A 24,389-nucleotide genomic window follows, 5' to 3' on the forward strand; every position below is an offset into this window, starting at 1 on the left:
GCACGCGGGCCATCGGGGCGGCAAAGGTGGCGGATGCCGGGGTTTGAATTGCATCAGCGTGGCCGTGCAGGATGGGTCCCGTTCCCGGAGGCGGCAACTGTCCGAACGGCGGATGCGAACAAGAAAAATCGTGACGTGGCTTTGATGCACCAGACCAAATCGCGGCCGGGCGCGACGGCACGGACACCGCCGACGCGCCGGGCCGCGTCAGGACGCGCGCCGGACGACCGTGCGGGGTTCGCCTTCGGTCCGGCGATGCTCGCAGGCGATCTTGAGATACCGGTCGCTGCCCCCCGGCAACCCGGCCTGGGCTGCCATCGTCTGGGCGTGCATCAGGCACTCCATCGGCGTATGCGCCGGAGCGATGATGACGTCCAGGGCGGTGTCGCGGGAGCAATCCTGAGCCAGAAGCGTACCGGCACAGACCAAGGCAACAGAGAGCAGTTCCGACATGACGGACCTCAGCTTCGAGCGATCGAAAGGTCCGCGGGGTGCTCTGGCGTGCGAGCCGCCGCGTTGTCGTTGCCTGAGTGCTTCCTCCCGGTTGCCGGACCCTTCAAGCACGTCGTGTGCCAGTTGGGTGGACGGCCGAAGACTTGATCTGCGCGCCCTCAGTCGCGGGACGACAGCCAGTGCGTTTCCGGTTCGTCGGCGGGCAGGAGGGCCGCGACGGCGTCGAGATCGACGACGTAGTGCTCGGTGAGACGCTGCCACATCTCGACCGGCGACGTGACCTGCGGCCGGAGCCCGTCGAGGGCACGGGCGAGCAGGGCCGTGGTTACCAGCGTCGGGCGCTGCAGGAGCGGATCAGCGTTCAGCATCGATGTCGATCCCCTTCGGAGGACAACACTCTCAGCCGCACGCAGTTAACGGTCGGTTACGATCGCGGACGACGTCTTGCTCTAAGCTTGCCAGATCGCCGGGCCGCACCTCTAGTCTGGCTTGCCGCGCCGCGATCACAGTGCCGGCCGCGGCGCTCGGTCGGCCTACTCTTGCCGGCGGGCGGGGGTATCCCGGATCATGACCCGGGCCGGCCGGGGTCTGGGAGATCTGCAGAAGCCCCTCCGAGTTCACAAGCCCGACCCCATCCCTTATCAGGCGGGTGGATCGAGCCTGTCCCGGCCGACGAAGGGCCGCCGCGCAGGGCGCGCACGGCTCCGGTCGATTGTGCGAACGGAACATCATGGACGCCAAACCTGAAGCGATCGGCGCGACGCAGGGGCCGACGGCGCGACTTGTGCTCGCCTCCGCTTCGCCGCGCCGCCTCGCGCTGCTGCAGCAGATCGGCATCGAACCGGCGTCTCTCCTGCCGGCCGAGATCGACGAGACGCCCCGCAAGGCCGAGCCGCCCCGCGAACTGGCACGCCGCCTCGCCCGGACGAAGCTCGCGACGGCCGAGGCGGCGCTGCACCTCCAGGACACCACCACGCCCACTTGGCTTCTGTCGGCCGATACGGTTGTGGCGGTCGGGCGTCGAGTCCTGCCGAAGGCCGAGATCCCCGACGAGGCCGCGGATTGCCTGCGCCTGCTCTCCGGACGTCAGCATCGCGTCTACACGGCGGTGTGCGTCCTCTCGCCCCGCGGGCGCAGGGAGCGGATCGTGGAGACCCGCGTCCGATTCAAGCGGCTCTCGGGCCGCGATATCCAGGGCTACGTGGCGTCGGGCGAATGGCGCGGGAAAGCCGGCGGCTACGCGATCCAGGGCCTGGCGGGGGCGTTCGTCGTCAAACTGGTCGGCTCCTACAGCGCCGTGGTCGGGCTGCCCCTCTACGAGACCCTGAGCCTCCTCGACGGGGAGGGGTATCCCGTGCGGGCCGGCTGGGGCGCCCTGGCATGAGAAGCGAGCGCCGGCCGCCCTGTCCGATCTGTCGGCAACCGTCCACACCGGAATTCCAGCCGTTCTGTTCTCAGCGGTGTGCCGACGTCGATCTCGGACGGTGGCTCAACGAGCGCTACGCGATCCCCGAGGACCTCGATTCCGACGAGGTTCCGCCCGAGCCCGATCCGGAGCGATGAATTTTTCCGGCATTTCCGTCGTGTCGACGTCACGGCAAGGCTGGACAGGCCGCGAAGCACTGACTATACCCCGCGGCGTCCGAGGCCGACACCGGCGCGGACGACGCCCAGGTAGCTCAGTTGGTAGAGCATGCGACTGAAAATCGCAGTGTCGGTGGTTCGATTCCGCCCCTGGGCACCATCTTCCCGCTGAGTGCCCGCTCCGGCAACGGTTAGCGAAAACGGCGCCGCGTTATCTTCATACCGATAGATCCAGATTGCAGTCCCGCGACGGCTTGGCTTTGGCTTTCGACGGCCGGCGATACGTCGGGCAGGGCGACAACGCGCCCTCGTCGGCTCGAAAGCCTGCGCTCTCCCGCCCGGTTCAGCGAGTCTCCGCATCCCGCAGATGCAGATAGGCCGGATCGAACCCGGCCGCGGCCTGCAGTCCCGGCCAGTCGTGGACGGTCAGGCGGCGGTCGCGCAGCGTGATCAGCCCGGCCGATTTGAGATCCCGGATCGTGCGGTTGACGTGAACGGACGTTATGCCGAGGGCGTCTGCGAGTTCGGGCTGCGTCATGGGCAGCTCGCAGGTCCGATCCGGTGCAAGCCCGACCGCGCCGAGGCGGGTCACGAGTTCGCAGAACAGGTGGGCCATCCGCGCGTAGGCGTCGCGGCGACCGGTGTTGAGCATCCACTCGCGGACCAGAGCGGCGTCGATGAGGGTGGCGCGCCAGAAGACCTCGGTGAGGCGCGGATGCGCACGCATCAGCCCGCGGACCGCCTCATGCGAAACGAAGCCGAGCCTGCAGGCGCTGACCGTGGCGATGTTGATGTCGAGGACCTCCAGATACAGGCTCTGGAAATCGGGCACATCGCCCGGGACGTGGTAGGTCATCACCTGCCGCTTGCCGGCCAGCGTCGACTTGTAAGTGCAGGCGATCCCGCTGAGCAGGGTGAAGCTTCGGGTCGGGCGGTCGCCCTCCCGAACGATGTCCTGATTGGGCTCGAACTGCGCCACCTGCATCGGCAGCGCGACGAGGGCGGCCCGCTCCGCATCGCTGAGCGTGAACAGGGCGACGGTCTCGATCCGGCGCAGGAAAGGTTGTCGGCTTGCTTGGTGCGGTGTCTCGAACATTGCGCCTCGGCCGTCCGGCGGCACCGGCCGGCATTTCGCAGTCGGCAATTCACCGTCTGCCATCCACGGCAAGGATAGGGCCGACGGCCGGGCCCGGCCAGAGCGGCAGGGCCGCTCGCCCACTGCCGCGGGGGTCGGGGTGGCGGCCGGGGCTGCGCGCCGGGCCTCGGTGAAACCCGGGACTGGAATTCTCCGCCCCATCCGCGCACAGAGATCAGGCGGCGCAGTCGCCGCACAGCCTGACGGAAATCCCGATGAAGACGGCAGATCTCGCCCCGCACGCGCACCAGGTCCTGCGCGACGCGACCCTGCCCGAGCTGCCGAACCATTATCGCGGCAAGGTCCGGGACAATTACGACCTGCCCGACGGCCGGCGCATCCTCATCACCTCGGACCGGATCAGCGCCTTCGACCGGGCGCTCGCGGCGATCCCCTTCAAGGGCCAGGTCCTGACCCAGACCGCGCGCTACTGGTTCGAGCGGACGGCCGACATCTGCCCGAACCACATCATCGCCTATCCCGACCCGAACGTGGTCGTGGGCCGGCGTCTGGAGATCCTGCCGGTGGAGGTGGTGGTTCGGGGCTACCTCGCCGGCACCACCTCCACGTCGGTCCTGACGCGCTACCGCGCCGGGGAGCGGGACATGTACGGCCACCGTTTCCCGGATGGCATGCGGCCGAACGAGCGCCTGCCGGTGGCGATCATCACGCCGACCACCAAGGCGTTCGACGGTGGCCACGACGAACCGCTGACCGAGACCGAGATTCTGGAACGCGGGCTGCTCACGTCCGAGCAGTGGCGCACCGTGTCCGACGCGGCGCTGGCGCTGTTCGCCCGCGGCACGGCGCTGGCGGCCGAGCGCGGTCTCATCCTGGCCGACACGAAATACGAGTTCGGCACCGATCCCGAAGGCCGGATCGTCCTCGCCGACGAGATCCATACGCCCGACAGTAGCCGATACTGGTTCGCGCAGAGCTATCTGGAGCGCTTCGCCGCGGGTTCCGCGCCGGAGAGCTTCGACAAGGATTTCGTGCGCAATTGGGTCGTCGCCCGCTGCGATCCGTACAAGGACCCGATTCCGGAGATTCCCGCGGAGGTCGTCCTGGAGACGGCCGCGGTCTACATCCGCGCCTACGAGACGATCACGGGGGCGCGCTTCGTCCTGCCGGATCCGAGCGAGGAGCCCTTGGAGCGCATCCGGCGCAACATCGCCGCCTATCTCGCGGGCTCCCCGCAGTCCTGAGGGGAGGGCGGCGCGCGCCGCGCCGCACTCCGTCGAGAGGATCAGGCCGCGGCCGCGATCGGGGCCGGCGAGGGCGCATCCATGGCGCGCAGGTAGACGTCGAGGAGCGTCTCCTGCTCGTCGCGCTCATCCTTGTCCTGCTTGCGGATCTTCAGGATCTCCTTGAGCACCTTGACGTCGAGACCCTCGCCCTTGGCCTCGGCGAAGACCTCCTTCTTGGCCTCCATCAGGTCCTTGATCTCCTCCTCCAGCCGTTCCACGCGCTCGATGATCGAGCGGATGCGGTCGCCCGCGACGCCCACGGTGTCGGTCATGTCGGTCATGCATTCCCTCGTCGGATGACGGCGGCACCCTCGCCGGGACAGGGTAAGCGACCGGTTAAGGACGGCCCGGCGCGTGGACCCGGCTCTCGATCCAGCCGACGATCGCATCCGCCACCGCATCGCTGTTCGATTCCAGCATCATCATGTGACCGTTGCCGTGGATGCCGTGCTCGGCGAGCGCCAGCCGGTCCAGTTTCGAGCCCGCCTGGGCCAGGAATGCAGCCGTGCAATCATCCATGGTGGCGCGGAACGAGGCTTCGGCGGTGACGAGCACGGCGGGCACGCGGGCGAGGTTCGGCAGCGTGCGAGCGGGCTCGGCCTGAAGCCAGCAGCGGATCTTGTCGGGTGCGGCGGCGCGGTCGTCCTGAACGACCGTCAAATCGGCCGGGCTGCTGACGGGGGGCTCGAAATGCAGCGGCACCCGGGTGATGCCATAGGGCCGGGCCCGCGCCTCCCCGACGCGCTCGTACCAATCGGCGCCGCCCTTGAAGCGGATGTCGAAGAAGGTCGGCCCGTTGGGCTCGACGGCGACATGCGCCTTCACGAGGTCGGGGCGCTGATCGGAAACCGCCCAGCCGAAGACGCCGGCCTGCGAATGGGTCAGCAGGATCGCGGGGCCGATCTTCTCCAGAAGGGCGATCAGGGCCGGATCGACCAGTTCCTCGCTCTTCAGCGCGCTGGCGATATAGGGCACCTGGGACAGGTAGAACTGGTCGAAGGCGGCGTTGCCGCGCACCCCCGGGCCGCCCGGCCACTGGCTGTGCAGCTTCGCCTGCGGGTAGAGCGGGACGCGTTCCTGCCCGGTGAACACCGTCTCCAGATCCTCGACGGGCAGGCGGGCATAGGGTCCGTAGGTCTCCGGATCGCCGCCCGAGCGGCCACGCCCGACCTGATCCACGATGTAGACCGTGAAACCCTTGGCGGCGAAGCGGTCAGCCCAGCCAGGCCGTCCGTCCGGCGTGCCGAGGAAGTTGATCCCGGTCTGGGCGGTGCCGTGCACCAGGACGATCGGATAGGGCTGCGTCACCCGCGCCGGTGCGCGATACTCCACGAACATCTGCCCGGAGGCCGTGGTCTTGCCTGCCGCCGTCGCGGAGCGGCCGCCGACGAAGAAATAGCCCGCGGGCTGTTTCGGCTTGAACGGCGTGTCGCCGGAGCCCCCCTCGGTGGCCTCGGATGCCGAAGCGGTTGCGAGGCAGAGCAGAGTCAGTGCCCCGGCGGCGGCCTTCCTGAGCATGGCGTCCTCCCGCGGACGTTTGGCGCGTCCGGCGGGAGGCATATCAGCGTGAAAGTCGGGCCCGGTCCAGCCGGACGGCCCACCGATCAGGCGTGTGCGAGGCCGCGCTTCTTCCCCAGCGCCTCCTCGACGGTGCCGGCGCCGTCGAGATAGCCGTGGACCTTGGGGTTCGGCATGATCAGCGAGGCCACGAAAGCGATCGCCATCAGGACGGTGACGTACCAGAAGAACGTGCTCTCCATCCCGTTGTCCTTGAACCACAGGGCGACGAACTCGGCGGTGCCGCCGAAGGTGGCGTTGGCCACCGCGTAGGAGAGGCCGACCCCGAGGGCGCGGATGTTGGTCGGGAACAGCTCCGCTTTCACGATGCCGCTGATGCCCGTGTAGAACGAGACGACCGCGAGCCCGAGGGTGATCAGCGCGAAGGCCAGATAGGGATCCTTGTTGGTGCCGAGCGCCGTCATCAGCGGCACCACCATGAGTGTGCCGAGGCCGCTGTAGAGCAGCATGTTCGCCTTGCGGCCGATCTTGTCGGACAGCGCGCCGAAGATCGGCTGGATGATCATGTAGACGAACAGCACCACCGTCATCGTCTGCGAAGCCGAAGTCTTCGGCATGCCGGCGGTGTTGACGAGATACTTCTGCATATACGTCGTGAAGGTGTAGAAGCTCAGGGAGCCGCCCGCCGTGTAGGCCACGACGACCAGGAACGCCCGCCAGTGCTTCGACAGCTCGGCGAAGGTGCCGGCAGTCTCCTTGTCACTGCTGTCCTTGGTCTCGGCCAAGGAGCGTCGCAGATAGAGTGCGACGACCGCCAGCCCGGCGCCGATGAAGAACGGGATGCGCCAGCCCCAGGCGGTCAGTTCCGGGCCGGTCATCACCGCCTGGAGCAGGACCAGGACCAGCGAGGCCAGGAGCTGGCCACCGATCAGCGTGACGTACTGGAAGGAGGCGAAGAAACCGCGCCGGCCCTTGATCGCGACTTCGCTCATGTAGGTTGCAGAGGTGCCGTATTCGCCGCCGACGGACAGGCCTTGGAGCATGCGGGCGAGGAGCAGCAGCACCGGGGCCAGGGTACCGACATGCTCGTAGGTCGGCAGGATGCCGATCAGCAGCGAGCCGAAGCACATCAGCAGCACCGAGACGACCATCGAGGTCCGGCGTCCGACACGATCGGCGATGCGCCCGAACAGCCAGCCGCCGACCGGTCGCATGAAGAAGCCGACCGCGAAGATGCCCGCGGTCTGGAGGAGCTGGCTGGTGGAATCGCCCTTCGGAAAGAAGGCTGGCGCGAAGTAGAGGGCGAAGAACGCGTAACAGTAAAAATCGTACCATTCGACGAGATTGCCCGAGGACGATCCGACGATGGCCCAGATGCGGCGCTTGCGGTCTGCGGCGTCATCGTGGGCGCTCGGTGCGATACCGATCGTATCGTCGCGCGAGGCGGACATGGCGTCTCCGTCGATCAATCTCGATGCCGGCCTGGGCCGGTCTCTACTTGGTGCGGCGCGACGTTACAGGTGACGGGCCTGATCGCAAGACCGTGAGCGGACTTAGCCGAGGACAGCGAGCGCGGGTGTCACCGGCCGCATGGCCACGACGCCGCGGGACGGAACGGTTCGCCCCGAGGCCCGTTGCGGGCCGGCATGGGCGTCGGGGATTGTCCGACGGCCGCAGGAGGAGAGGCCATGAAGCGCATTCTGAGAGACACGGTTGCGGCGGCCATCGTCGTGGCCGGAGCGGCAACGGCATTCGCGCAGGGCGGCCCAGGCGGCGGGGCGGCCCCGGCGGCGGCGGACCCGGCGGTCCCGGTGGAGCTGCCGGCGCAGGCGCCGGTCCGGCCGGTGGCGGCGGCGCTGGCGGCGGCGCTGGCGGCGGGATGCGGGGCGGTGCCGGCGGCGCGGACGGCGGCGCGATGCGCGGGCCTGGCGGTGCCGAGGGCGGTCCGCGCGGCGCCGAGCCGGGTGGACCGGCGGGTCGTGGTGCCGAGGGACCGGGCCGCCCGGATGGCGCCGCCGAGCGCGACGGATCGTCCGGTCGGGCCGGCCCGGCCGCGAAGCCCGATGCCGGTGATCGCGGTGATCGCGGTGACCGGGGCGAGCGCGGTGCCCGTGAACCCGGTGCCGGCGGCGAGCGCGGCAATCGCGACGCAGCCGGCCCCGATCGGGGCGGCCGCGGTCCGGCTGGCGAGCGGGGCGGACGTGCCGGCGCCCGCGAGGGCGGCGCCGTTCGCGGTGCGGTCGGCCGCCTCGATACCCGGCAGCGGACCGAGTTCCGCAGCTCGATCACCCGCCTGGGCGTGTCGCCGCTCCGGGACGTGGCCTTCGGTCTCGCGGTCGGCACCGCGATCCCGCGGTCGGTGACCCTGCACCGGCTGCCGCCGGCGATCATCTCGATCGTGCCGGAATACGAGGGCTACGAGTTCATCCTCGTGCGCGACGACATCGTGATCATCGACCCCGACACCTACGAGATCGTGGACGTGATCCCGGCCTAACGCCTGGCCGCGCGTCGGTCGAAACGGCTCTTCCGGCCGCCGACACACCGGCGCAAGCAAAGCACACGATCATCACCGTCGATCCGGTCCGCGCCCGACAAGGCGCGGACCGGCTTTGCGCGGGGAATGGTGTCACGCCCGATCGACGTCCTGATCCATGCCATCCACGATCTGATAAAAAGAACACAGACGCCACAGGTCGCGGTTTAGGTTTGAATTTGGCCTCGTCAGGCGCGACTCCTGAAGATCGGGGTGTGCATGTCGATTGAAATCGGTGGCTTTTCTGGAGCGGCACGCCAGGTACGCGTCGGGATATCGGGTCGCGCGACACTCCTGATTCTCGCGATCGTATCGGCGGCCCTCGTCGCCTGTTCGTCCTATCTGTACCTGTCCCAGTCCAGCACCCTGCAGGGCGACGTCGACGCCAGCATGTCGAGCCTGAGCGGATCTGCCGCCCGCAGCGTCGGCAACTGGCTGCGCGGCAAGCTCGATCTGACGCAGATGATGGCTCAGCAGATCACCGCTGGCGGCCGTGAGTCGGACACGGATCGGGTGCTCGACGCGCCCATCATCCGCGACTCGTTCTACGTCAGCTTCTTCGGGCGTCCGGACGGGTTCTACACCAAGATGCCCAAGGCCGAGATTCCGCCGGGTTACGATCCGCGTCAGCGTCCGTGGTACAAGGAGGCCGCCGCGACGGACGGCCCGATCCTGACCGAGCCGTACATCTCCGCCAGTCGCGGCACCTTCATCATCACGGCGGCGGCGCCGGTGAAGGATGCGGCGCACGGTCTCGGCGGCGTGGTCGGAAGCGATTTCGACGTCTCGGTTCTTGCCCGGATGATCACCGAGGTCGCGCCGGGTGACGGCGGTTATGCCTATCTGGTGTCGGGCGCGGGCACGATCCTGATCCACCCGCGGGCCGCGTTCATCGGCAAGCCCCTGTCGGAGCTGATCGACGGTCCGGTTCCCGGCATCGCCGCCGGTCGGGCGGTGGACACGCGCGAGGCGGGACGGTCCGTCCGCACGGTCTTCGCGCGCGTCCCAAACCTGCCGCCGGCGCTCGACTGGTACATCGCGCTTTCGGTCGACCACGCCACCGCGTTCGCACCCATCACGCATCTCGCGCAGAACTTGGCCATCGCAACCGCGATCACGCTGCTTCTGCTGGCCGTCACCGTCAGCCGGATGATGGCCGCGACTGTCGCACATCCCCTAGACCGACTTGTGGAAGTCCTTCAGCGCATGAGCCTCGGCGACCTCGATACCGAGATCGCCGAGGCCAGGCGCCGAGACGAGATCGGGATGGTCGGGCGGGCGGTCGAGGGTATCAAGGCCGTTGTGGCGCAGAAGGCACGTGAGCAGGAAGAGACTCGGCGCTCGGCCGAGGCGTCGGCCGCAGCGGAGCGCAAGCGGGCCATGGCGGCGCTCGCCGATGGTTTCGAAGAGGCCGTGGGCACGATCGTCGGTTCGGTGTCGTCGGCGGCGTCCGAGCTTCACGCCACCGCCCAAGCCCTGACAAACACCGCCACGCAGGCCGCGGCACGATCCAGCAGCGTCGCTGCGGCCGCCGACCAAGCCTCGACCAGCGTCCGCACCGTCGCGGTTGCGGCCGAAGAACTCGGCGCGAGCGTGCGCGAGATCGCCGGGCAGGTCGCAGGCTCGTCACGCCTCGCCCGAACGGCCGTGGACGAGGCCGACGAGACGGGACACCGCGTGCAGGCGCTGTCGGAGGCGGTATCCCGGATCAGCGACGCAGCCGGGCTGATCGCCTCGATCGCCGCGCAGACCAACCTGCTGGCCCTCAACGCCACCATCGAGGCCGCGCGGGCCGGCGAGGCCGGGCTCGGCTTCGCCGTGGTGGCGGCCGAAGTGAAGGATCTGGCTGCGCAGACCGCCCGCGCCACCGAGGAGATCAACGATCATATCGCGCGCGTCCAGGGCTCCACCGGCGAAGCCACCCGGGCACTCGACGGTATCGTCACGCGGATCCGGGACATCAACGCGGTCGCCGCGGCCGTCGCCGCCTCAGTCGAGGAGCAGGGGGCGGCCACGCAGGAGATCGTCCGCAACGTGACCCAGGCGTCAGACGGGACCGCGGACGTGACGGTGAATATCGCCGGGGTGGCCGGAGCCGCCGCGCAAACGGGCGAGGCCGCGCGACAGGTCCTGGGCTCCGCATCGGATCTGTCGCAGCACTCCGCGCGCCTCGGTGTCGAGGTCGCACGATTCCTGGATTCGGTTCGGGCGGCCTGAGGCCCGACAGGACCTACCGGCCGCCGTCCAGAAGCTTCGACACCACCCGCGCCGTATAATCCACCATCGGCACGATGCGCGCGTAGTTGAGGCGGGTCGGACCGATGACCCCGACCACGCCGACGATCTTCTGCGATCCGTCGCGGAACGGCGCCGCGATCAGCGATGACCCCGAGAGGGAGAACAGCTTGTTCTCGGAGCCGATGAAGATACGCACGCCCTCGCCGCCCTCGGCACGGGCCAGCAGGTCGATGACGTCCTTCTGGGTCTCCAGGTCGTTGAACAGCAGGCGGATCCGCTCGAGATCCTCGACCGCGCGCAGGTCGTCGAGCAGGTTGGCCTGGCCGCGAACGATCAATTGGCGCGCTTCCGTCGGCCCCACCGGCGTGGCGAGCCCCGCATCGACGAGGCGTTCGGTGATCGCGTCGAGCTCGCGCTTCATGGCCTTGCGGCCGGCCTCGATCTCGGCGCGCAGCGACCCCAGGGTGCGGCCCTGCAGGCGCGCGTTGAGGAAGTTCGTGGCCTCCTGAAGCGCACCCGCCGGAAGTCCGGGCGGCAGATCGACGATGCGGTTCTCGACGGAGCCGTCATCCGAGACGAGGATGACGAGGGCGCGGGCCGGATCGAGCCGCACGAACTCGATGTGCTTCAGATTGACGTTGGCCTTGGTGGTCAGCACCACGCCGGCCCCCCGCGAGACGCCCGACAGCATGGTCGAGGCCTCGGCCAAGGCGGAATCGAACGTGTGGCCCGAGGCTGCGGCCCGCATCTGTGCCTCGATGCGCGCCTGCTCGTCCTGGCTGACGTCGCCGAGTTCCAGCATCGCGTCGACGAAGAAACGCAGCCCGAGTTCGGTCGGGAGGCGTCCGGCCGAGGTATGCGGCGCGAAGATCAGGCCGGAATGCTCCAGATCCGCCATCACGTTCCGGATCGAGGCCGGCGACAGCGCCATCGGGAGGATCCGAGCGAGATTCCGGGAGCCCACCGGCTCGCCGGTCGTGAGATAGCTCTCGACGATCTGCCGGAAGATCTCGCGGGCGCGCTCATTGAGGGCGGCGAGGGCCTGCATGGATTGGCCGTTGGCAAAGTTGGGACTGGGGTGTGTCACGCGGTCATCCTGTAGTCCGATCATGCGCAACCGACCCGCGCGGATCAATCCGTACGGCGATGCTTGCCCGTGATGTCGCGGCGGCCTAAGAGCCCGGCCCTCGACACTCTCGACAGAAGGGGCCCGCGATGCGGCCTTCCAAGCGTGCCGCCGACGAGTTGCGGCCCGTGAGCCTGGAGCGCGCGGTTTCGCGCTACGCAGAAGGCTCGTGCCTCGTCAGCTTCGGAAATACCCGGGTGCTCTGCACCGCGTCGCTCGAAGAGCGTTCGCCCCCGTGGCTGCGCGGATCGGGCAAGGGCTGGGTCACGGCGGAGTACGCCATGCTCCCGCGTGCGACGCACGAACGCACCCGCCGCGAGGTTGGTTCCGGGAAGCCGTCGGGTCGAACGCAGGAAATCCAGCGGCTGATCGGCCGGTCCCTCCGGGCCGTCACGAACCTGCCGGCCATGGGCGAGCGTCAGGTGACGATCGATTGCGACGTCATCCAGGCCGATGGCGGCACCCGGACGGCAGCCATCACCGGCGCCTGGGTGGCGCTGCACGATTGCTTCGCCTGGATGCGGACGCGCTCGATCATCTCGGTCGATCCCCTGCGCGACCATGTCGCTGCCGTCTCGTGCGGCCTGTACAAGGGCATGCCGGTCCTCGATCTCGATTACGCCGAGGATTCCGCCGCCGAGACCGACGCCAATTTCGTGCTGACCGGGCGCGGCGGCATTGTGGAGGTGCAGGGCACCGCCGAGATGGAGCCGTTCACCCAGGAGCAGCTTCTCGAACTTCTCGGCCTCGCCCGCGCCGGCACCGAGCGGCTGGTCGCCCTGCAGAAGGAGGCCATCGCGTGAGCCGCCGCCTGACCGGGAAGGTGGTCATCGCCACGCACAATGCCGGCAAGCTCACCGAGATGCGCGAGCTGCTCGCGCCGTTCGGGGTCGAGGCGGTGTCGGCCGGCGAACTCGGGCTGCCCGAGCCCGAGGAGACCGGCACGATGTTCGCCGAGAATGCCGCCATCAAGGCGAAGGCGGCGGCCGACGCCACCGGACTGCCCGCTTTCGCGGACGATTCCGGCCTGTGCGTCGACGCCCTCGACGGAGCGCCGGGCATCTTCTCGGCCCGCTGGGCTGGTCCGAACAAGGATTTCGCGGCCGCGATGGCGCGGATCTTCGCGGAGCTCGACGACCGTGGCGCGGCCGACCGCCGGGCCCATTTCGTCTCGGCCCTGGTCCTGGCTTGGCCGGACGGCCACACCGAGCTGTTCGAAGGGCGGGTGTTCGGCGACCTCGTGGCGGCGCGGGGGACCGCCGGCTTCGGTTACGACCCGATCTTTCGGCCGGACGGGCACGCGCGCACCTTCGGCGAGATGAGCGCCGAGGAGAAGCACGGCGTCGACTGGCAGAAGGGTCAGGGGCTCTCGCACCGGGCCCGGGCCTTCGTGGCGTTGAGCCGGGCCTGTCTGGCCTCCGGTTCCTGATTGCCAAACGGCGCGGTCGCGCTCACATCCCGGTCATCATGGTATCGACCGGCCCGGACCATCCGACCCGCGACGTGGGTTTCGGAATCTACCTGCACTGGCCCTTCTGCGCGGCGAAGTGCCCGTATTGCGACTTCAACAGCCACGTCCGCCACGCGGGCGTGGACGAGCCGCGCTTCCTCGCGGCATTCCGGGCCGAGATCGCCCACACGGCCGCCCGCACCCCGGGGCGGACCGTCACCAGCATCTTCCTCGGCGGCGGGACACCCTCGCTGATGCAGCCCGCGACCGTGGCGGGCCTGCTCGACGCCGTCGCGGAACACTGGCCGGTGGCTCAAGGCGCCGAGGTCACCCTCGAGGCCAATCCGTCGAGCGTCGAGGCCGGGCGCTTCCGGGGCTACCGCGCCGCCGGGGTCAACCGGGTTTCCCTCGGCATCCAGGCCCTCGACGACGCGTCGCTCCGGACCCTCGGGCGCCTCCACGACGCCGCACAGGCCCTGGAGGCGATCACGCTGGCGCAGTCGGCCTTCGAGCGGACCTCCTTCGACCTGATCTATGCCCGGCCCGGACAGACTCCGGCGCTGTGGCGGGCGGAGCTGAAAGCGGCGCTGGCGCGGGCCGCAGAGCACCTCTCGCTCTACCAGCTCACCATCGAGCCGGGGACGCCGTTCTACGGCCTCGCCGCCGCCGGCAAACTGGTGACGCCGGACGACGAGGTCGGACGCGCCCTCTACGACGTCACCCAGGAACTTTGTGCAGAGGCCGGCCTGCCGGCTTATGAAATCTCGAACCACGCCCGGCCCGGGGCGGAGTCGCGGCACAACCTGCTCTATTGGCGCTACGGCGAGTATGCCGGCATCGGTCCCGGCGCGCACGGGCGGCTCGTGACGGCGGGGGGACGGATCGGGACCGTCACCGAGCGGTCGCCGGAATCCTGGCTGGCCCGGGTCGAGCGCGACGGACATGCCGTCGTCGAGACCGAAACGCTCACGGCCGCCGACCAGGCCGACGAGTTCCTGGTGATGGGGCTTCGCCTTCGCGAGGGCATCGATCCGGATCGCTACGCTGCCCTCAAGGGCCGGCCGCTGAACGGCAACCGCATCGGCATGCTGATCGGCGATGGCATGCTGGAGCGGCTTCCCGGCGGCCGCATCGCCGCGACCGCCAAGGGGGCGCCGGTGCTCAATGCCCTGGTTGCCGAACTTGCGGCCTGATCAGATCCCGGGCTTTGCCAGCACCCGCGGCGCGGGGCTGACGGGTATCGCGGCATTGTTGCGGATCTCATAGACCGCCAGGGACCGCTCGCTCTGCCCGTCCGGCCGGAAGCGGAAGGTCCCGTCGATGCCGGCGAAGCCGGAGCCGTTCGTCAGGGTCGACTCCGCGAAGCGCTGCGAGCCGTAGCGTCGGGACAGGGCGGCCGCGAGCATTACCGCATCATAGGCCAGGGATGCGACGCGCGGCGGAACGGCGCCGAACCGGGCTTGGTAGCGGCCGCTGAAATTCGAGAACCCGGTGCGGTCCGGCGAGGCGAAGCGGCCGCCCTGCAGGGCGGGAAGGGCGAAGAGCGACGGCTCGTTCCAGAGGGCGGTGCCGATGGGGCGTATCCGGGCGGGCGAGAAGCCCGCCTTGGTCAGCGCCGCGGCCACGCCCGGCAGCGCGTCGGCGGTTTCGGGGATGAACAGCGCGTCGGCGGTGGCACCCGGCCCTGCGATGACCCGGGTCAGCCGTTCCACCGCCGGACCCGGCGCGCCGGCCGGGTAGCGTTCGACGGCGGCGACCCGCGCGCCCTTCCGGGCAACGGCCTCCCGGAACTCCGCCTCCACGGCATTGCCGTAGGCCGTCTCGGGGATCAGAGCCGCGAAGGAGCGTTTTCCGCCGGCGACGGAATCCTCGACCACGCGGTCCACCTCCGGCTGCGGCAGGAAGCTCAGGAGGTAGACGCCCCGGCTGGCCACGGTCACGTCGGTCGAGAAGCCGACCACCGGCTTGCCCGCCGCTCTGGCCGCGGCCGCCGCCGTTTGAACATTGCCGGCGAAGAGCGGACCGAGCACGATCTCGGCACCCTGGCGCAGCGCCTCCTGCGTCGCCTCCCGGGCGCCGTCCGGGCTGCCTCGGTCATCTTCCACCAGGAGCGTCAGGTCGGGTTGCTGTGCCTCGTCGTAGGCGAGTTGAGCCGCGTTGCGCATGGCGGCGCCCACCGTTGCCCCCTGGCCGGTCAGCGGCAGCACCAGGGCAACCTTGACGGCTCCGGAGCCGATGCGCCCGATGCCACCCGCCGCCGGCATCGGCGGCGCTGCGGGTGCGGGCAGCGGTGCCCCGGGAACGGCCGCCGGCGGCGTCAGCTCGGCCTGTGGCGCCGTCGCGCGCCGGGCGATGTCGGTGCCGAGGCAGCCGCCCAATGACAGCAGGACGGCGCACAGCGCAGCGGTCGGGGCGGTGACGCGCACGAGACGGTCCCGCATGCTCGTCGGGCGCGCCATCGCGCGGACTCCTCTCGGCAGGCACCGCAGCCTGACGATCGGAATCCGAATTGTAAACGCGGAGCGGCAGAGTTGCCCCCGGTCAGACGCCTTCACCGCGACGGGAGACGGCCGGTGTGGCAAGATCACCGATGATGACACGCCGATTCGATGCCCCGGGGCCCGCCGCCCCGACCCGAGCTCCGTCCCCGAAGCTCGCCCCCGATCGGCCGCGCAACACCACCTTCACGGCCTTCGGTCTGGCGAGCGAGACCGAACCCCTGTCGCCGGGCCTGCACATCGTGGCGACGCCCATCGGGAACCTGCGCGACATCACCATCCGGGCCCTGTCCACCCTGGCGGCCGCGGATGCGGTCCTGGCCGAGGATACCCGCGTCACCCGGAACCTGCTGGCGCATTACGGGATCACGACACCGCTGCTCGCCTATCACGAGCATTCCAACGATGCCGTGCGGGAACGGATGATCGCGCGGCTGCGCGCCGGCGAAGCCCTGGCTCTCGTCTCGGATGCCGGGACGCCGCTGGTCTCGGATCCCGGCTACAAGTTGGTCCAGGCCGCGATCGAGGCGGGGATCGCCATCACGCCGGTTCCGGGCCCGTCGGCGGTGATGACGGCCTTGGTCGCGGCGGGTCTGCCGACCGATCGTTTCTTCTTCGAGGGCTTCCTCCCGCAGAAGGCCGGCGCCCGGCGCAACCGCCTGGAGGCACTGGTCCAAGTTCCCGGCACGCTGGTCCTGTTCGAATCGCCGCATCGCCTGCCCGATATGCTGGCGGATGCCGCTGCGGTGCTCGGCCCGGAGCGCCCGGCCGCCGTGACCCGGGAATTGACCAAGCTCTACGAAACCATCCGGCGCGATACTTTGGGCAGCCTGAGCGAGCGCTTCGCCCAGGAAGGGCCGCCCAAGGGTGAGATCGTGGTGATCATCGGCGCGGCGACGACGCCGGAGCGAACGATTGATGCGGATGCCGCCCTCGACGCGCTGATCCTGTCGGCGCTGGAGCGGCACTCCATCAAGGATGCCGCCAGCCTCGTCGCTGACGAGACCGGACAGCCGCGGCGTCAGGTCTATTCGCGGGCGCTGGCTTTGGCGCGGGGCCAGGGATGAACGGGGCTGTGCCGGACCGGACCGGCCGGCGCCGCGCCGCCTATCGGCGCGGCCACCACGCCGAATGGCTGGCGCTGGCCGCACTGATGCTCAAGGGCTACTGGCCGATCGGCCGGCGCGTGAGCATGGCCGGGGGCGAAATCGACCTCGTCGTCCAGCGCTGGAACACCATCGTGTTCGTGGAGGTGAAGGCGCGTGCCAAGCGTGACGACGCGCGGGAAGCGATCGATGCCGCCAAGCGGCGGCGCTTCTCCCGCGCGGTCAGGGCGTGGATCGGGCGCAACGCGTGGTGTGCAGGTGCGACGTTCCGTGCCGACGCCGTTTTCGTCGGGGCCCGCGGGTGGCCGGCCCATGTCGAGCAGGTCTTCATGATCGAAGGGCTCTGAAGCCGCGGCCAGGAACCGCGGCGTCTCGCCTCACCCGACAGCCGCCGTGCTGGGGACGTGCCGGTTACCCGGCGTGCGTCAGGCGCGGGCGGCCCGGATCGCGCCGATCAGCGTGCGCTTGAGATCGGCCTGGCTGAAGGGCTTCTGAACGACGGGCCGGTCGCGGAACGGCTCGCGGATGCCCGCGCCGCCGTACCCGGTGGAGAAGACCAGCGGCAGGTCGCGCTTGGCGATGGCCTCGGCCACGGGATAGATCGGCTCGCCCGCCACATTCACGTCGAGGATGGCGACCTCGAACGCTTCCTGCGACGCCATTTCCAGCGCGGAGGAGAGCCGTGCGGCCGGCCCGACTACGGCACAGCCGAAATCGAGGAGCATGTCCTCCAGAAGCATGGAGATCGCGGCCTCGTCCTCGACGACGAGAACGCGGACACCGTTGAGAACGTCGTCGTTGGAGTCAGCAATCACGCCGGGCCGTCTTCCCTTCGAACGCCCCGTTTCCGGGGATTATGCCGTGCGGTCGGTCGAGCCCCGCGCACCGCGACAGCAGCGCTCGTATGAACGAGCACGGCCCGAAGGATGGCCCGCGAGACAACCTGTGGCGTCGCCCGTATTCCGCAACGTGTCAAGCGTTCCCGGCCCGTTCCGATGGCACGACCGCGCGCTATGTTAACGCCTGATACATTTTTGTCCGCCCGGCAGCCGGGCGGATCGAAGCCGGGTGATCAGTCTTCCTTGAAGACGACCTCAGCACCGCGCGTGACATGCGCGGCAAGGTCGCGGGCATTCCAATTGGTCAGCCGGATGCACCCATGGGATTCGGTCTTGCCGACCTTCTCGGGCTCAGGCGTTCCGTGGATGCCGTAGCTCGGGATCGCCAGATCGATCCAGACCAGACCGACCGGGTTGTTGGGACCGGATTGGATGGTGAACTTGTGCTGCGCTTTCACGCCCTTGAATGCGTATTTCGGATTGTACGTGTAGTCGGGATCGAACGCGACGCCCTTCACCTTGGTGTCGCCGCTCGGCGCTGGCTTCTCGGAGCTGCCGATCGAGGCGGGGTAGTAGGCCAGCAGCTTTCCGTCGGCGCCGAAGGCCCGGACGTCGCGGCTCGCCTTGCCGACCTCGATGCGCTCGACCTTCGGACTTTCGGGGAGGTCCTTGGCCTTCGGCTTGTCGGTCCCCATCGGCTCCACGGCCGCCACGGCGATGACCGTGCCGGCCTTGTCCAGGGACTTGCCGGGATTGAGCGCGCTGACGAGGTCACGGCCCATGTGGAAGCGCTCTGCGAGCATCTCCCGGGCATTGGTGTACCCCAACGTCTTGAGATCGGCCTGCTGCTCCATCTTGGGCGGGATCCGCTCGACATAGGGCCCCGAGGCGTCGGATTCGGTGATCGTATAGTCCGTGACGACGGGCTTATCGCTCGTCGCCTGGAGCTTGTCCCAAACCTCAGGATTCAGGCTCTGCGTCGCCGGAAGCCCCTGCGCCACAGCGAAGGCGGAGAGCGCGCGTTTATAATTTTCGCCGGTCCGGCCGTCGATCGCGCCGGGATAGAAATGCGCCCGGTCGAGCAGCACCTGCGCCTTGACGACCAGCGGGTCGGGCTTCTCCGCGGACGCAGCGGCCCGGCGCGCCTTCGTGTTCGGCTTGGCATCCCGATCCTTGCCCGCTTCCGGGGGCGCCAGGGCGGCGGCGTTCACGGTGTCGGCGGTGAGCGCCGGCGGCTGCGCCGCTTCGGTCTTCCGGTCTTTCTCGGGCTTGGCCGCCGCGCCTTGCACGACGAGACAGCTCGCCACGAGAGCCGCGCCAACGGGCCGCCAGGATTTTGGGATCATCGACGTCGCAATTCCGGAGAGCGGAGGCGCTCCCGTGCCAAAAAGCGCCGAGCCGGCCGGAACGTTCCACGCGAGGCTACTCGCACAGCCGGTGGCCGGCATTGCGCTCCCGCTGGTCCACATGAAGATGGTTGGCGTGGGCGGCGTTCGAACCCGGCCCCAGGACCGTGCGGAAGAAGCCGCAGGCCTTCGTGCGCACCGCGCCCAGGAACTGCGCCTCCTCGGAGCCGTCCGGCATTGCCTTCACGGAGATGCTTGCGCGTCCGGCGAAGGCGAAGCCCATGATGTCGGCGGCATTGGCGAAGGCATGTTCGCTCAGCTTGGCATCGATGTCGTGATTCTGGCCTCGGCAGACATAGGAGCCGCCCAGTTCAAGGGCGGTCAGGGGATGCTTCAACGTCCGCTCGGCCTCGACCTGCACCTCGGTGACCCAGCGCGCCAGGGCTTCGGCGGCCCGGCAGGTCAAGGTCGCGCCCTGCGGCAGCGCCACGCCGTCGGCGAATTTCGTCACCTTGAGCGGCAGCGGAGCGGTGCATTGCCCTTCCGCGATGGGCGCCAGCGGCTCGAAATCGACGCCGAGTCGCTTCAGGCGCGTCCGGCAGGCCGTATCGTCCGGCGGCGAGACCTTAAGGGCCAGGGCCGCCCCGCCGGACAGTTCCGGCGGGCGCTCGGGCGGCGCGGGTGGCGGCGTCGGGATCTCGGGTTTGGACGCCTCCTTCGCGGATTCCTTCGAGCCTTCCTTCGCGGATTCGGAGGCCTTTTCCCGGCCGGGATCCTTGACCGGCTCCTTCGCCGGCTCCGCGACGGCAGGCTTGAGTTCCGGAGGCCGGGCCGGCGGGGTCGGGGGTGCCGGCTCCGCAACGGGTGGCTTCAGCGTCTCAGGGCGTTCGGGCGGCAGGGGCGGGGGCGTCGGCACCGAGGCGGCGGGCGTTTCGGCAGCCCCGACCGGATCGGCGGCGAGCAGGCCGAGCGCCAATGCAAGGGCCACCCCGGCGCGCATGACGGACGGAGGGCGGATCGACAGAGTGCGTCCCGGCATGGGGCCTCGAAGCGTGGGCGTTGGCCTCTACAACGGACGAGACGCCATTCGGATCGCGCCCATGTGGTTGACGGACCCGTCGAACGGGCCACTGTCTTTCCGATCGCGCCGGCAGACCCCATGTCGGCGCACCGGCGGCGCGGACAGACGCGGCGTCGCGTGGACGTATCGTTGAGGACCGCATGTCGGACGCAGCTGATGCCGGGCTCCCGAGCCTGCCGCAGGACAATCCCTTCCGCGAGGCGCATTGGAGCACCCCGCACGGCCTTCCGCCGTTCGAGCGGATCCGACCGGAGCACTACGGGCCGGCCTTCGCAGCGGCGCTAGAGGCCCACGCTTCCGAGATCCGCGTGATCGCGAGCCAGGACGCTCCGGCCACCTTCGGCAACACCGTGGAGGCCATGGAGCGGGCCGGCCTCGCCCTCGAGCGCGTCGCCGGCGTCTTCTACAATCTGACCGGCAGCCATACGAACCCGGAGCTTCAGGCCATTGAGCGCGAGATCGGCCCCAAGCTCGCCCGGCATGGAAGCGCCATCTACCTGAATCCCGAGCTCTGGGCCCGGATCTCGGCGATCGCGCCCGAGGGCCTGGAGCCGGAGGAGCGCCGGGTCCTCGACCGATACCGGATCCGCTTCCGGCGGTCGGGGGCCGATCTCGCGCCCGAGGACAAGGCCCGCATGGCGGAGATCGCGGCACGCCTGTCGGAACTCGGCACGCGGTTCAGCCAGAATCTCCTGGCCGACGAGAGCAGCTTCATCCTGCCGCTTCGGGGCGAGGAGGATCTGGCCGGCCTGCCGCCGTTCCTGCGGGCCGCCGCCGAGAGCGCCGCCAAGGAGCGCGGCCTCGACGGGCACGTCATCACTCTGTCGCGCTCGCTGATCGAGCCCTTCCTGGTCTTCTCGACCCGGCGCGACCTGCGCGAGCGCGCCTATGCGGCCTGGACCCGGCGCGGCGAGAACGGCGGCGAGACCGACAACCGTGCGATCCTCGCCGAGATCATCCGGTTGCGCGCGGAGCGGGCGCGGCTTCTCGGGTTCGCGAGCTTCGCCCATTTCGCCCTCGACGACACGATGGCGGCGAGTCCCGAAGCGGCGACCGGGCTCTTGCGCGACGTCTGGACGCCCGCCCGGGCGCGGGCGGCCGAAGAGCGGGACCGCCTCCAGGCGACGATCCAGGCCGAAGGCCACAACTTCGCGCTCCAGGCGCACGATTGGCGGCACTACGCCGAGAAGGTGCGTCGCGCCGAGCACGACCTCGACGAGAGTGAGATCAAGGCCTACCTGCCCTTGGAGCGGATGATTGAGGCGGCGTTCGACACGGCCTCCCGGCTGTTCGGCCTGACCTTCACGGAACTCTCCGACGTCCCCCGGTATCATCCCGATGTCCGGGTCTGGCGGGTCGGCAATCCCGACGGGTCCGAGGTGGGCCTCTTCCTCGGCGATTATTTCGCCCGGGCCTCGAAGCGGTCCGGCGCCTGGATGAGCGCCTTCCGCTCGCAGGAGCGCCTGAACGGCCCGATCACGCCGATCATCGTCAACGTGATGAATTTCGCCAAGGCGCCGGACGGCGAGAGCACGCTGCTGTCCTTCGACGACGCACGCACCCTGTTTCACGAATTCGGCCACGCCCTGCACGGTCTGCTATCGGACGTGACCTACCCGCTCCTGTCCGGAACGGCCGTGTCGCGGGACTTCGTCGAACTGCCCTCGCAGCTCTACGAGCATTGGCTGGAGCAGCCGGAGGTCCTGCGCGCCCACGCGCGGCATCATCGGACCGGCGAGCCCATGCCCGACGCCCTGCTGCAGAAGCTGCTGGCGGCACGGACCTTCAACCAGGGTTTCGCCACGGTGGAGTACACCGCCTCGGCCATCGTCGACATGACGCTGCATCTCTCGGCGGAGGGCGAGGCCGGGCTCGACGTCCCCGTGTTCGAGTCCGAAGCGTTGCGGCGAATCAGCATGCCCGCCGAGATCAGCATGCGGCACCGGACACCGCACTTCGCCCACATCTTCTCGGGGGACGGCTACGCGGCCGGGTACTACAGCTATCTCTGGTCGGAGGTGCTCGATGCGGACGCGTTCGACGCGTTCCGCGAAGCGGGCGACATCTTCGATCCGGAGACGGCCAAGCGGCTGCGGACCTTCGTGTACGGTGCCGGCAATCTGCGCGATCCGCGCGAGGCCTACACGGCCTTCCGCGGGCGGATGCCCAGCATCGAGCCGCTGTTGAAGAAGCGCGGGCTGGCGGCCTGAGCCGCGCGCCCGCGGTAAGGGTTTCGTAAACAAACGTCCTTAACGAACGCTTGCAGCGCGAGGCCGCGTGCGGAGTTCGGGGCGATGACGAAGATCCAAGCCAAGCAGGCCGTTTCCGAGGGCATCTCGCCGGCGGATCTGCTCAAAGCTGTGGTGACCGGAAAGGCGGAAGTTGCCTCGGCGGCGACCGCGTCCGTGGAGCCTCCCGCGGGCAAGGGCTTCGCTCGTCCGTTCCTGTCGCGCCTCGATCATAAGCGGCTCGCGCTCCCGGGCGCGGCTTTGGCCGTCGGCGCAATTCTGGGCGGGAGCGTGATGGTGCTCTCCCGCCCGGCAGCCGTTCGGCCCGATGCGATTGCGGCTCTCGAAACCACGCTCGATGCCGGCCGGACCGAAACCGTTCGGCTGGCCGGCGACATCGCGCAGCTCCACACCGTCCTCGCCGACCTTCGCGCCTCAACCGACGCCGCGCGGAAAGAGGCCGCGAACCGCAGCAGCGCCCTCGGCGAGCGTCTGGCGCAGGTGGACAAGAGTCTCAATGCCAAGGTCGCGGCTCTCGGCGAGCGCCTCGAGCAGGTCGAGCGCGAGCACACCGCCCGGCTCACCGGCCTTGCCGCGCAGCTTGAGCGCCGGACAGCCGCGACACCGGTCGCCGCGAAGGCAGAGCCGACCCAGACGGGAAGCATCGGCGAGCCCGCCCGCGCCAGCGAGGGGAAGCCCGAGGTCAAGGTGGCGGACGCCAAGGCAGGCGAGGCCAAGGCAGGCGAGGCTAAGACTGGCGAGGCCAAGATTGGCGAGACCAAGCCGAAACCGGCGGCCTTCGACAGGCCCCCGGTGATCGAAGGTTGGGCTCTGCGGGACGTCTACGAGGGCACGGCGGTTTTGGAGAATCGCCGTCGCCGCCTGGTCGAGGTCTCGCCCGGCGACATCCTTCCGGGCGTCGGTCGCGTGGAAGGCGTCGAGCGACATGGACGGGAATGGGTGGTCGTGACGCGCCAGGGTCTCGTCACGTCGCAGCCCTGGTAGGCTGACCGAATCCGAACAGCCTCAGCGGCTGGGACAGCCGGTCGGGGCCAGTTCGCCGGGCGCAATCGGGAAACGCGGCTCGATCGTCATCGGATCGGCCAAGGCCGCCGCGCGCTCCGCCCGTTGGCGCCCGTGCCTCAGAGCGCGGGTCTGCGCCGCGCGGGTCGGATGCAGGATGGCAGCGAGCAGGGTCTGCCCTTCAAACTCGCTGTCCAGGTTTTTGGCTTCGAAGACGGGCATGGCCGGCCTGCTTGAGAGCGGAACTGGACACTGCCAAAGGCGTCGATCCAGCCCGCATCCCTAATAACGGGGATCGCGTGGACAGGTTCCGTCAAGCTTTCGCCTCGAAACCTCTTTTTTACCTTCGTCCAGGCGGCACCCGAATGCAGTGCGACCGCGCACATCGATGGGCGTCAGACGAATTGGTTCAAGCCGGGGATCGAGCCGATGATCGGGCCCATCGCGTCCTCGCCCACCTTCTCGCGACCGAAAGCGAACAGCTCCTGGCCGAGGGGCTGCATCTGACCCATCGGGACACCGGCGGCCATCAGTTTCTGACCCAAAGCCATGACGCCGCCGCCGCCCATCATGCCGCCGAGCATGCCCATCAGACCGCCGCCGCCGCTCTCGCCGGCATTCGACTCGGCGATCAGGGACTCGGAGCCCGGCAGGGCAGCCAGGAGTTGACCGACCTCGGTCGCCGGCCCTTCCTTCTGCAGGAAGGCCAGGATGTGCCCGATGGCGGTCTGAGCGGTCGCGGCGTCGAGCCCGGTGCGGGTGGTGACGCGGGCGAGCAGTTCTTCCATGGTGATGATCTCTTCGGAACGCTTCCAGACGTCATTCGACTCTGAGGCGTCGGAAATCAAGCGCGCGGCCCAGCATCCTCGGGAAACTCTCCGGCTGCGCACGGAGGAGCGTCACCCCTCGACCGGATCGAGGACGCCGACCGCCCAGCCCAGGGAATGACGTCCCCTGACCGCGGATCCACGGCCTGGAAGA

25 protein-coding genes and 1 tRNA gene are annotated in these 24,389 nt (G+C 69.3%); 13 read left to right on the forward strand and 13 right to left on the reverse strand.

Translation table 11 applies throughout. The features are described 5' to 3' along the window. Positions 1-207: 207 nt before the first annotated feature. Both A3862_RS17345 and A3862_RS17350 read right to left on the reverse strand, forming a co-directional pair. A complete protein-coding gene (locus tag A3862_RS17345; protein ID WP_043347682.1) occupies positions 208-453 on the reverse strand; it encodes a hypothetical protein in 246 nt (81 codons plus the stop codon). A 158-nt stretch (positions 454-611) separates the two neighbouring features. Further along, entirely contained in the window at positions 612-821 is a 210-nt protein-coding gene (locus A3862_RS17350; protein WP_043758164.1) for a hypothetical protein, read from the reverse strand. 362 nt (positions 822-1,183) lie between these two features. Between A3862_RS17350 and A3862_RS17355 the strand changes: the two genes are divergently transcribed. The 3 genes from A3862_RS17355 to A3862_RS17365 all read left to right on the forward strand — a co-directional run bounded on the left by A3862_RS17355 (position 1,184) and on the right by A3862_RS17365 (position 2,197). Next, positions 1,184-1,837 carry a Maf-like protein gene (locus tag A3862_RS17355; RefSeq protein WP_043758161.1) on the forward strand — a complete coding sequence of 218 codons (654 nt, stop codon included), beginning with the start codon at positions 1,184-1,186 and terminating at the stop codon, positions 1,835-1,837. Then, a complete protein-coding gene (locus tag A3862_RS17360; RefSeq protein ID WP_075380462.1) occupies positions 1,834-2,016 on the forward strand; it encodes a DNA gyrase inhibitor YacG in 183 nt (60 codons plus the stop codon). Before A3862_RS17355 ends, A3862_RS17360 begins: the two co-directional genes overlap by 4 nt. Positions 2,017-2,121: 105 nt before the next feature. Next, positions 2,122-2,197, forward strand: a tRNA-Phe gene (locus tag A3862_RS17365). A gap of 183 nt (positions 2,198-2,380) precedes the next feature. Here A3862_RS17365 and A3862_RS17370 read toward each other — a convergent pair. Then, positions 2,381-3,133, reverse strand: coding sequence for a Crp/Fnr family transcriptional regulator (locus A3862_RS17370; RefSeq protein ID WP_043347678.1), 753 nt, complete (start codon positions 3,131-3,133; stop codon positions 2,381-2,383). 254 nt (positions 3,134-3,387) lie between these two features. Between A3862_RS17370 and A3862_RS17375 the strand changes: the two genes are divergently transcribed. Further along, the gene (locus tag A3862_RS17375; RefSeq protein ID WP_043758159.1) at positions 3,388-4,377 is read left to right on the forward strand and encodes a phosphoribosylaminoimidazolesuccinocarboxamide synthase; all 990 of its coding nucleotides are present in this window, start codon (positions 3,388-3,390) and stop codon (positions 4,375-4,377) included. Between the two features lie 41 nt (positions 4,378-4,418). Here the strand turns inward: A3862_RS17375 and A3862_RS17380 are convergent, their stop codons facing one another. From A3862_RS17380 to A3862_RS17390, 3 genes are all read right to left on the reverse strand, one after another. Continuing rightward, on the reverse strand, positions 4,419-4,700 hold the full coding sequence (locus tag A3862_RS17380) for a DUF2312 domain-containing protein (protein WP_020091862.1): 282 nt from the start codon (positions 4,698-4,700) through the stop codon (positions 4,419-4,421). A gap of 55 nt (positions 4,701-4,755) precedes the next feature. Next, positions 4,756-5,937 carry an alpha/beta hydrolase gene (locus A3862_RS17385; RefSeq protein WP_043758156.1) on the reverse strand — a complete coding sequence of 394 codons (1,182 nt, stop codon included), beginning with the start codon at positions 5,935-5,937 and terminating at the stop codon, positions 4,756-4,758. 86 nt (positions 5,938-6,023) lie between these two features. Further along, complete coding sequence (locus A3862_RS17390; protein WP_043758154.1) at positions 6,024-7,388, reverse strand: MFS family transporter; 1,365 nt, start codon at positions 7,386-7,388, stop codon at positions 6,024-6,026. A gap of 464 nt (positions 7,389-7,852) precedes the next feature. On the opposite strand from A3862_RS17390, the gene A3862_RS17395 reads away from it, so the two are divergent. Both A3862_RS17395 and A3862_RS17400 read left to right on the forward strand, forming a co-directional pair. Then, on the forward strand, positions 7,853-8,434 hold the full coding sequence (locus tag A3862_RS17395; protein WP_236961360.1) for a DUF1236 domain-containing protein: 582 nt from the start codon (positions 7,853-7,855) through the stop codon (positions 8,432-8,434). A gap of 258 nt (positions 8,435-8,692) precedes the next feature. After that, positions 8,693-10,690, forward strand: a complete 1,998-nt coding sequence (locus tag A3862_RS17400; protein WP_052083626.1) for a methyl-accepting chemotaxis protein — start codon at positions 8,693-8,695, stop codon at positions 10,688-10,690. A gap of 13 nt (positions 10,691-10,703) precedes the next feature. On the opposite strand, the gene hrcA is transcribed toward A3862_RS17400, so the two are convergent. Next, positions 10,704-11,759 (reverse strand): heat-inducible transcriptional repressor HrcA, encoded by a 1,056-nt coding sequence (gene hrcA / locus A3862_RS17405; protein ID WP_085987606.1) that lies wholly within the window; start codon positions 11,757-11,759, stop codon positions 10,704-10,706. A gap of 167 nt (positions 11,760-11,926) precedes the next feature. Here hrcA and rph point away from each other — a divergent pair, with 167 nt between their 5' ends. From rph to hemW, 3 genes are read left to right on the forward strand one after another with little or no spacing between them, the layout of a single operon-like run. After that, positions 11,927-12,640, forward strand: coding sequence for a ribonuclease PH (gene rph / locus A3862_RS17410; RefSeq protein ID WP_043380092.1), 714 nt, complete (start codon positions 11,927-11,929; stop codon positions 12,638-12,640). Further along, positions 12,637-13,266 (forward strand): RdgB/HAM1 family non-canonical purine NTP pyrophosphatase, encoded by a 630-nt coding sequence (gene rdgB, locus A3862_RS17415; RefSeq protein ID WP_043758149.1) that lies wholly within the window; start codon positions 12,637-12,639, stop codon positions 13,264-13,266. The genes rph and rdgB overlap by 4 nt, the downstream gene beginning before the upstream one ends. A gap of 38 nt (positions 13,267-13,304) precedes the next feature. Next, positions 13,305-14,480: a radical SAM family heme chaperone HemW gene (hemW, locus tag A3862_RS17420; protein WP_043758146.1), complete on the forward strand. Its 1,176-nt coding sequence runs from the start codon at positions 13,305-13,307 to the stop codon at positions 14,478-14,480. Here hemW and A3862_RS17425 read toward each other — a convergent pair whose 3' ends face one another. Then, on the reverse strand, positions 14,481-15,746 hold the full coding sequence (locus tag A3862_RS17425; protein WP_100793970.1) for a penicillin-binding protein activator: 1,266 nt from the start codon (positions 15,744-15,746) through the stop codon (positions 14,481-14,483). Between the two features lie 134 nt (positions 15,747-15,880). Here A3862_RS17425 and rsmI point away from each other — a divergent pair, with 134 nt between their 5' ends. Then, a complete protein-coding gene (rsmI, locus tag A3862_RS17430) occupies positions 15,881-16,852 on the forward strand; it encodes a 16S rRNA (cytidine(1402)-2'-O)-methyltransferase (protein ID WP_043345837.1) in 972 nt (323 codons plus the stop codon). Continuing rightward, positions 16,849-17,238, forward strand: coding sequence for a YraN family protein (locus A3862_RS17435; RefSeq protein ID WP_043758143.1), 390 nt, complete (start codon positions 16,849-16,851; stop codon positions 17,236-17,238). Before rsmI ends, A3862_RS17435 begins: the two co-directional genes overlap by 4 nt. Before the next feature lie 78 nt (positions 17,239-17,316). Here A3862_RS17435 and A3862_RS17440 read toward each other — a convergent pair whose 3' ends face one another. From A3862_RS17440 to A3862_RS17450, 3 genes are all read right to left on the reverse strand, one after another. Further along, positions 17,317-17,706, reverse strand: a complete 390-nt coding sequence (locus A3862_RS17440) for a response regulator (RefSeq protein ID WP_043345829.1) — start codon at positions 17,704-17,706, stop codon at positions 17,317-17,319. A gap of 257 nt (positions 17,707-17,963) precedes the next feature. Beyond that, positions 17,964-19,076 (reverse strand): L,D-transpeptidase family protein, encoded by a 1,113-nt coding sequence (locus A3862_RS17445; RefSeq protein WP_043380085.1) that lies wholly within the window; start codon positions 19,074-19,076, stop codon positions 17,964-17,966. Between the two features lie 76 nt (positions 19,077-19,152). Then, complete coding sequence (locus A3862_RS17450) at positions 19,153-20,115, reverse strand: extensin family protein (protein ID WP_043380083.1); 963 nt, start codon at positions 20,113-20,115, stop codon at positions 19,153-19,155. Positions 20,116-20,297: 182 nt separating this feature from the next. Between A3862_RS17450 and A3862_RS17455 the strand changes: the two genes are divergently transcribed. Together A3862_RS17455 and A3862_RS17460 are read left to right on the forward strand one after the other, a co-directional pair. Further along, positions 20,298-22,367: a M3 family metallopeptidase gene (locus tag A3862_RS17455; RefSeq protein WP_043758139.1), complete on the forward strand. Its 2,070-nt coding sequence runs from the start codon at positions 20,298-20,300 to the stop codon at positions 22,365-22,367. An 84-nt stretch (positions 22,368-22,451) separates the two neighbouring features. Beyond that, entirely contained in the window at positions 22,452-23,390 is a 939-nt protein-coding gene (locus A3862_RS17460; RefSeq protein WP_043758136.1) for a hypothetical protein, read from the forward strand. Between the two features lie 21 nt (positions 23,391-23,411). Here A3862_RS17460 and A3862_RS17465 read toward each other — a convergent pair whose 3' ends face one another. Both A3862_RS17465 and A3862_RS17470 read right to left on the reverse strand, forming a co-directional pair. Next, positions 23,412-23,630 carry a hypothetical protein gene (locus A3862_RS17465; RefSeq protein WP_043345819.1) on the reverse strand — a complete coding sequence of 73 codons (219 nt, stop codon included), beginning with the start codon at positions 23,628-23,630 and terminating at the stop codon, positions 23,412-23,414. Positions 23,631-23,803: 173 nt separating this feature from the next. Continuing rightward, the gene (locus tag A3862_RS17470) at positions 23,804-24,196 is read right to left on the reverse strand and encodes a DUF2267 domain-containing protein (RefSeq protein WP_043345824.1); all 393 of its coding nucleotides are present in this window, start codon (positions 24,194-24,196) and stop codon (positions 23,804-23,806) included. Positions 24,197-24,389: the final 193 nt, after the last annotated feature.

Origin of the sequence: Methylobacterium sp. XJLW, from assembly GCF_003254375.1 — a bacterium.
Lineage (GTDB): Bacteria > Pseudomonadota > Alphaproteobacteria > Rhizobiales > Beijerinckiaceae > Methylobacterium > Methylobacterium fujisawaense.